Source organism: Arthrobacter sp. 10T425, from assembly GCF_056393985.1.
On sequence record NZ_JBFTGZ010000139.1, the window covers coordinates 1 to 360 of the forward strand.

Annotated in this window: 1 protein-coding gene; it reads left to right on the forward strand. The window is 61.9% G+C overall.

Going from position 1 to position 360, the window contains the following annotated elements; genetic code table 11:
* A partial coding sequence (locus tag AC1DDH_RS20895; RefSeq protein ID WP_476956282.1) for a hypothetical protein occupies positions 1-230 on the forward strand: 230 nt, incomplete at its 5' end.
* Positions 231-360: the final 130 nt, after the last annotated feature.

Here is a 360-nt window from a genome sequence, read left to right on the forward strand (position 1 = left end):
TTCTTGACGATGTCATTGGTAGCTGGACCGCCGTGATTGCCGAGCGCTTGCAGCAAGCCATGCACATCAGCGCGGAGGAAGCGCGGCTGTTCGCACGCGTCGAAGTGGCGACGATTCGCGGCCTGCTGCTGGACCTGATCACGACGGGCGACCGCAAGGGCACCACGGCCGCGCTCAAGTACTTCGCCAGCAAGATGACCTCGCCTGGAAAGTCGAAGAAGGGCGCGTAGCCCCGACCGACCCCCGAAGCACTCTCACCCGACACCGTCGTTGCGCGCTCGCGTAAACCCCAATTTCGTCCCATCGTGTACCACATGGTACATTTCGGTCATCGTCGCTAGCGGTAGCGACGAACAGATG